General features: G+C 56.4%; 3 protein-coding genes and 1 pseudogene. All 4 read left to right on the top strand.

Translation table 11 applies throughout. From position 1 onward, the window contains the following. A partial coding sequence (locus JWQ61_RS05190; RefSeq protein WP_304359580.1) for an alpha/beta fold hydrolase occupies nt 1-776 on the top strand: 776 nt, incomplete at its 5' end. Between the two features lie 1,320 nt (nt 777-2,096). Then, nucleotides 2,097-4,763, top strand: a complete 2,667-nt coding sequence (locus JWQ61_RS05185; protein WP_304359579.1) for a TonB-dependent receptor — start codon at nt 2,097-2,099, stop codon at nt 4,761-4,763. A 277-nt stretch (nt 4,764-5,040) separates the two neighbouring features. Beyond that, complete coding sequence (locus tag JWQ61_RS05180) at nt 5,041-5,691, top strand: energy transducer TonB (RefSeq protein ID WP_304359578.1); 651 nt, start codon at nt 5,041-5,043, stop codon at nt 5,689-5,691. A 77-nt stretch (nt 5,692-5,768) separates the two neighbouring features. Next, nucleotides 5,769-5,974, top strand: a pseudogene (locus JWQ61_RS05175) (MotA/TolQ/ExbB proton channel family protein); the annotation flags it as partial.

Here is a 5,974-nt window from a genome sequence, read left to right as displayed (position 1 = left end):
TGTTCCGCCACCTGATCCCGGCGCTGAGCGATGTCCGGCGCGTGATAGTCCCCGACCACATGGGGTTCGGCAAGAGCGCGACGCCGCAGGAGCGCAGCTACTGGCTGCAGGATCACATCGACAACCTCGAACGTTTTGTCCTTGCGCTCGACCTGCGCAACATCACCCTCGTGCTGCATGATTTCGGCGGTCCTGTCGGCATGGGCCTGGCCGCCCGCCATCCGGACCGTATTCTTCGGGTGATCTCGGCCAACGGACCAACCCCGTTCGGCCAGGCTGATCTTGTCGAGCGATGGACTGCGAATGTCGGCGTTGCGCCGTGGTTCCAGTGGATCGAGAAAGCCGAAAAGGAAGGCAGCCTGGAAACGGTGCTGGGCCAGCTCGGTTTCAATATCCTGAGCACGCTCAAGCTGAACGGTTTCGAGAACCATGCCCTGATCACCGATGCCTGGCTCTCCGCTTACGGATCGCGTTTCGCCAGCGCCGCGGACTGTCGCGGCGCCATCGGCTGGGCAAAAGGCACCGCCATCGGGGCGCATCGCTTCGAGACGCCCGACGCGGCAGCCGATCGTGCGATCCGGGCCAAGCCGGCGCTCGCCATCTGGGGCATGGCGGACCGGACGCTGCATGCGGAGCATCTGCTTCCGCTGTTTACCGAGATATTCCCGAAGGCGCCGATCCATCGGCTGGCCGGGGTCGGGCATTACAGCCTGGAGGACGCGCCGGATGAAATCGCCGCGCTTGTCGTGCAGTTCATCCGGCAGACACAAGCTTGAATCGGATTAGCAGGAGAAAATCCTGTTCCCGCCACTAACGCAGGAAAGAAACTGTTCTTGCACAAAAAACCTCAGGTGCGGCCTGCCTGGGGCTTTTGTTGTCCTGTTTAGCCAGCTTGTACGGCCCTGTTCAGGCCGGCTGCGCAGGGGTAGTGCTGAGCCTGGATCAAAAGCGCTGTTCCGCGATGCACCAATATCACCCCCGGTCTGCTACCGGATTTATCCGTCTGGTGCGTTTTCCATTGCATTCAAATCAACCGCGCTGCCGATCGCCGGCCCGGTGTTTTGCCTGCTGCAGATCCCATTTTTTTGAAGTAAGCGGGGTTATCCGACCGGGCGTTACCGTCGTTTTGAGGTAGTTGCTGCTCACCACTTTGGTGCCAGGTTCGCACCAAAGTGGTATTACAAAAAAACTACCAATTTGAACTGGCATTGGCTGCTTCTTTACTGTTTTGCATGATGCTGCAACGCAGCGTGTTTAGTGCTTGTAGGTAATGCCGCTTCATTTATCTGATGGCTTTCCAATTTTCCTGAAAAAAATAAAAAAAACTTTGGGATAGTCAATTTCCCCCGATTTTTTGGCGTTTCAATATGAATTCCAACAATGTTTTTATCGTTTGAAAATTACGTATTTTCATAGGAGAAACTACAAAAAATAAAGACTGAAAATGACATGGAAAATCGGCGACTTGGCCAGTTCGAAGAAGTTCCATATAAAAATCCTCAAATTCTGTTTTTCGAGAAAAACTTGATTTTTCCTGACCCCATTTTGAAAAAAAGCGACCAGTCCACTCCACTAAACAACAGTCATGTAGTTTGCAAAATAGTGAATGTAAACAACGGTATATATAGATATATGAATTAGTAATTTTGATACCAATAATTTATTTATGTAATACCAGTTGAATGCCTATTGACAGCCACTTTTACGGTCCCTAGAGTGTCTTCAGCGCAACGTTTCCAAAGGGAATTCGTGAGCTTGGGCGTAAGGCAGATGCGGAAGCTTGGTGCGGGGGCAGGGTACGCACGGCATTTTCCCCGGACGGTTTTTTTGGAGAAAGACCGGCAGGGGCAGGTGTTTTACAGGCGGCGCTATGCAGCGTCTTGTTGGTTGGATCTTGTTGTATTGGCGACTGTATCGAAAAAAAGGTTCTCCCCTTTGTCGGCCTGAAGCGACCTCAAGCCACAGCGTGGAGAAGTCAATGAAAAAAATGGCCTGCTTGGGGTTTGCGGGGCCGCAATCGATGGGGAGAACGGTAAGTGAATAAAAATTTAACACCAATAGCATCTGCAGTTGCGCTACTGGTCATGGCGGCAGCCATGCCAGCCTATGCGCAGCAGGCAGATGACGCAGCTTCGAAAGCTGACAGCAAGAGCGCCGACAAGGGTGGCATTGAACAAGTCACCATCAGCGGCATCCGTGGTTCATTGCAAAAATCCCTGACTCAGAAACGTAATGCCGACTCGCACGTGGAAGTCATCACCGCCGAAGACATCGGCAAGATGCCGGACAAGAACGTTGCCGATTCGCTGTCGCGCGTGCCGGGCGTCACCATCGGTAACGCCGGCGCCACCGAAGGCGGTTTCGACGAAGCCGACCGGGTCAGCATGCGCGGCACCAGCCCGAGCCTGACGCAGACGCTGATCAACGGCCACAACGTGGCATCCGGCGACTGGTTCGTGCTGGACCAGTCGGGCACAGTTGGCCGCAGCGTCAGCTATACGCTGCTGCCTTCGGAACTGGTGGGGTCGGTAGTGGTGCACAAGAGTTCCCAGGCCAGCCTGGTGGAAGGCGGGGTCGCCGGTTCGGTCGACATCATTACCCGCAAGCCGCTGGAGTTCAAGAAACAATTTACGGCAGAAGCAACCCTGGGCGCGGTGTATGCCGATTTGCCGGGCAAGACCGATCCGCAAATCAGCGCTCTGGTGAACTGGAAGAACGATGCCAACACCTTCGGCATCCTGGTGCAGGCATTCTCTGAAGAACGCCATCTGCAACGGCAAGGGCAGGAAATCCTGGGCTACACCCAGATCGCTCCGGGCAGCAAGATCGCTCTCGCGCATCCGGACCTGGCCGGCGTCTATGCGCCTAACCTGATCAACTCCGCCCTGTTTGAGCAGCAACGCAAACGCACCGGCGGTTTGATCGATGTCCAGTTCAAGCTGAGCAACGACTTCTCGTTCGACGTCAATGCCTTTACCTCGGAAATGAAGGCGGCCAACTACAACCGCAGTTATGAATTCTGGGGTGCGCAGGTCATCAACGCCGGCGCGGGCCAATCGCCGAATCCTGGTTACACGGTGAAAAACAATACGCTGACATCGGCCACTTTTGCACCTGTAGCCGGCACCAACTATGGCGTTTATGATCAGATTTCACGTCCGGATGAAAGCGCCAGCGCCAATTTCGTTGAACTTGGCACCAAATGGCGCGCCAGCGATTCGCTGACTTTCACCACCAAGCTGGGCACCTCGTCCGGTGAAGGGAAGACACCGACCCAGAACGTGGCGGAATGGAATGTCGGCGTCGGTGCAGGCGCGGGTTATCAATTGAACGGAACAGGCACGGCTGCCAACTGGAACCTGGGTGCAACCAATAATGCCAGCCCTGCCGGCCCAAGCACAACGTTCGGCTGGATCTTCGGCGACCAGAACATCAACGTCAAGGACAAGGAAAACTGGGCTCAGGCCGACGGTGAATATTCCGCCGACTGGGGTACCTTGAAGACGGTGCAGTTTGGCCTGCGCTATAACGATCACAAACGCAGTTCCGAAGGTGTGATCGGCCAAGGCCCGACAGCTGCAGCCCAGGATCCTGCCAATTTCCCGCAGGGTTATCAGAATTTCCCTGGCAATTTCGGCAGCGGCCTCGGCAGCGGTTTCCCGACCAATGTGTGGTATTACTCGCCGGGCCAGCTGGCGGCGTACAACGCCTTCACCAATCGCGATCCGGTCACGCGTGAAGACTGGAATTCCGAGTTTTCGGTCAAGGAAAAGAATACGGCCGGTTACCTGCAAGCCAATCTTGAGGGTGACCGCTGGAGCGGGAATGTCGGCTTGCGCGTAGTCCAGACCAAGGAGAGCGTCATCTCCAACGTCGCCGCGCCGGCTACCGCGCCAGGTGCGATCACGACCTCCGCTTTCGGTCCGTTCGTCAGGCAGCACGACGATAACAGCTACGTCGATGTGTTGCCGAGCATGAACCTGAAGTTCGACCTGAGCAAGGACGTGGTTGCCCGTTTTGCCGCATCCAAGACCATGACTCGTCCGGATTATTCGGCGCTGGCTGGCCAGGTAGCGTTGTCGCCACCGGCGCAATTCGGCTCAATCGGCTCCGGCACCGGCGGCAATCCGGACCTGAAGCCAATCACGTCGAACAACTTCGATGCTTCGCTGGAATGGTACTTCGCTCCGCGTTCCCTGGTGTCCGCCAGTATCTTCAACATGAACCTGACCAGCTATGTCGGTCTGGGCACCGTTACCAGAAGCTATGTCACCAGCACGCCTGACCATCCTGCCAACTACATGGCGGATTACCAGCTGACAGTGCCGATCAACACCAGCGGCACGGTGAACGGTATCGAACTGGCGTATGAAATGCCGCTGGGTAAAAACTTCGGTTTCGCCACCAACGCCACATTCATCAATGCCTATGACTCTACCAACGGTCCCCTGGTCGGCGCCTCGAAGCGTACCGCCAACCTGACGGCTTATTATGAAGATGAACGTTTCAATGCGCGTATTTCATATAACTACCGCAGTTCGTTCTACAGCGGCCTGGATCGCAGCACGGCGTTCTATCAAGCCGGCGTCGGCACCCTGGCGATGTCATTGGGCTACAAGTACAGCGAACAGCTGTCCTTCACGCTGGATGCACAGAACCTGAACGACCCTACCTTGAAGTACTACGCGCTCAATGAAGACCAGCCGCGTGCGTTCTACAAGAACGGCCGGCAGTTCTACCTGAATGCGCATCTGAAGTTCTAGCAGCGAGAAGCCGGCATGCCGCCGTCCAACAGCGGCATGCCGGCAGTTTCAGATCGTAGTGAGAGTTGACGTTGATTTCGCCGTGAGAGCGCAGATGACCGGATGTTGTTGTGACGCGCTTGAATGCAAGACGCTCTCCGGTTTTTTACCAATGCAGATGAAACTGACGATGCAGGCAGATCGCAAAGATCGGGCCGGCAACAGATCAGGCGCCAGGCGGACGGCATAGTCAATACCGAGATTGCCGGAAATCAGGCGCACAAACAGGAGTCGTTGTATGGATTTCACGCAGGATGGGAAAAATCCCTCCAATAATGTAGTTGGCATCGGCGTGGTTGTTGTTCTGCATGTCCTTATCGTTTATGCGCTGCTTACCGGACTGGCGCGCAAGGTAGTGGAAGTGATCCAGCAGCCGGTCGAAACCAAGATCATCGAAGAGTTCAAGCCGCCGCCACCGCCGCCGCCGGACAAGCCGGTGCCGCCACCGCCAAAATCGGTCGCGCCGCCACCGCCATTCGTTCCTCCACCCGAGGTAAAAGTAACGCCGCCGCCACAGGATAACGTGATTGCCGCGGTGACCAACGTCAAGCCGCCGAGCAATGACCTGCCGACTTCCGTGGCGCAGCCATCGGCCACCGGCGAAGCAGGGCCCGCACATACCAGCGCCAAGATTGCAGGCAATTGCGACAAGCCGGAATACCCGAGATCGTCCCTGCGCAATGAAGAAGAGGGCATGGTGACCGTCAAGCTGACCATCGGCGCCGACGGCAATGTGCTGGACTCCGCCGTTGAAAAAAGCAGTGGCTTCAAAGACCTGGACCGGGCCACGGTAAAAGCGTGGGGCTTGTGCCATTTCACTCCTGCCATGGCCGACGGCAAAGCGGTGCAGTCGTCGACCAGGATGCAGTATGTCTGGAAGCTCGAGTAGGCGCAGCGCAAATGCGCGCAAACCAACCATTACGTCGCGATTGCGGCAATCTACTTTCTAAAATTTGGAGCATCAGCATGTCTATTACTCGTAACCGCCTGTCCGCCCTTGTCACTGCCCTGATGATCTCCGCCGCGACGATTTCAGCGCCGCTGGCAGCAATCGCCCAAACACCAGCCGCAGCGTCGGCTGCCGCAGCGTCGGCTCCAGCAGCTGCAGATGCGCCGAAAGCGGCCGACACTGCGGCAGCAGCATCGCTGGCAGATACCCCAACCCCACCGCC

It is taken from the genome of Collimonas fungivorans (genome assembly GCF_028292705.1).
Classification (GTDB): domain Bacteria; phylum Pseudomonadota; class Gammaproteobacteria; order Burkholderiales; family Burkholderiaceae_D; genus Collimonas; species Collimonas fungivorans_B.
This window is presented reverse-complemented; position numbering and strand designations above follow the sequence as displayed.

What these genes read in the sequence shown, in the direction of transcription:
- JWQ61_RS05185 (WP_304359579.1), top strand. Translation starts at nt 2,097, where the DNA reads ATGCCAGCCTATGCGCAGCAGGCAGATGACGCAGCTTCGAAAGCTGAC.
- JWQ61_RS05180 (WP_304359578.1), top strand. Translation starts at nt 5,041, where the DNA reads ATGGATTTCACGCAGGATGGGAAAAATCCCTCCAATAATGTAGTTGGC.